Origin of the sequence: Streptomyces oceani, assembly GCF_001751245.1 — a bacterium.
GTDB classification, from domain to species: Bacteria; Actinomycetota; Actinomycetes; order Streptomycetales; family Streptomycetaceae; genus Streptomyces; species Streptomyces oceani.
On sequence record NZ_LJGU01000043.1, the window covers coordinates 1 to 346 of the forward strand.

Annotated in this window: 1 protein-coding gene; it reads right to left on the reverse strand. The window is 74.9% G+C overall.

The genetic code is table 11. From position 1 onward, the window contains the following. Window positions 1-346 (reverse strand): ketoacyl-synthetase C-terminal extension domain-containing protein (locus AN216_RS00195; RefSeq protein WP_212732656.1); only part of this gene is annotated, 346 nt, incomplete at both ends.

The window sequence follows — 346 nt, forward strand, 5'->3', positions numbered from 1 at the left end:
TCATCCCGCGAACCACCCACCACCACCGCACGATGCTCAAACCGCGAACGCCGCGCCAAGGCACGACCCGCCGCGGCCGGTGTCAGCTCGGGCCGGGAGCGTACGTACCGCTCCAGCCGCGCGGCCTGCGCCTGGAGCGCCTCCGGCCCACGGGCGCTCAGCAGCCACGGCACCAAGCCGCCGGAGACAGTGCCGGTCTCCGTGCCAGTGCCGGTGTCGCCAGCGGGAGCCGGGGCGGCGGGAGCCGGCTCCGGTTCAGCCACCAGCACATGGGCGTTGGTGCCGCTGAGACCGAACGAGGACACACCCGCCCGACGCACCCGCCCACCCTCGCCGTCCCCACCCA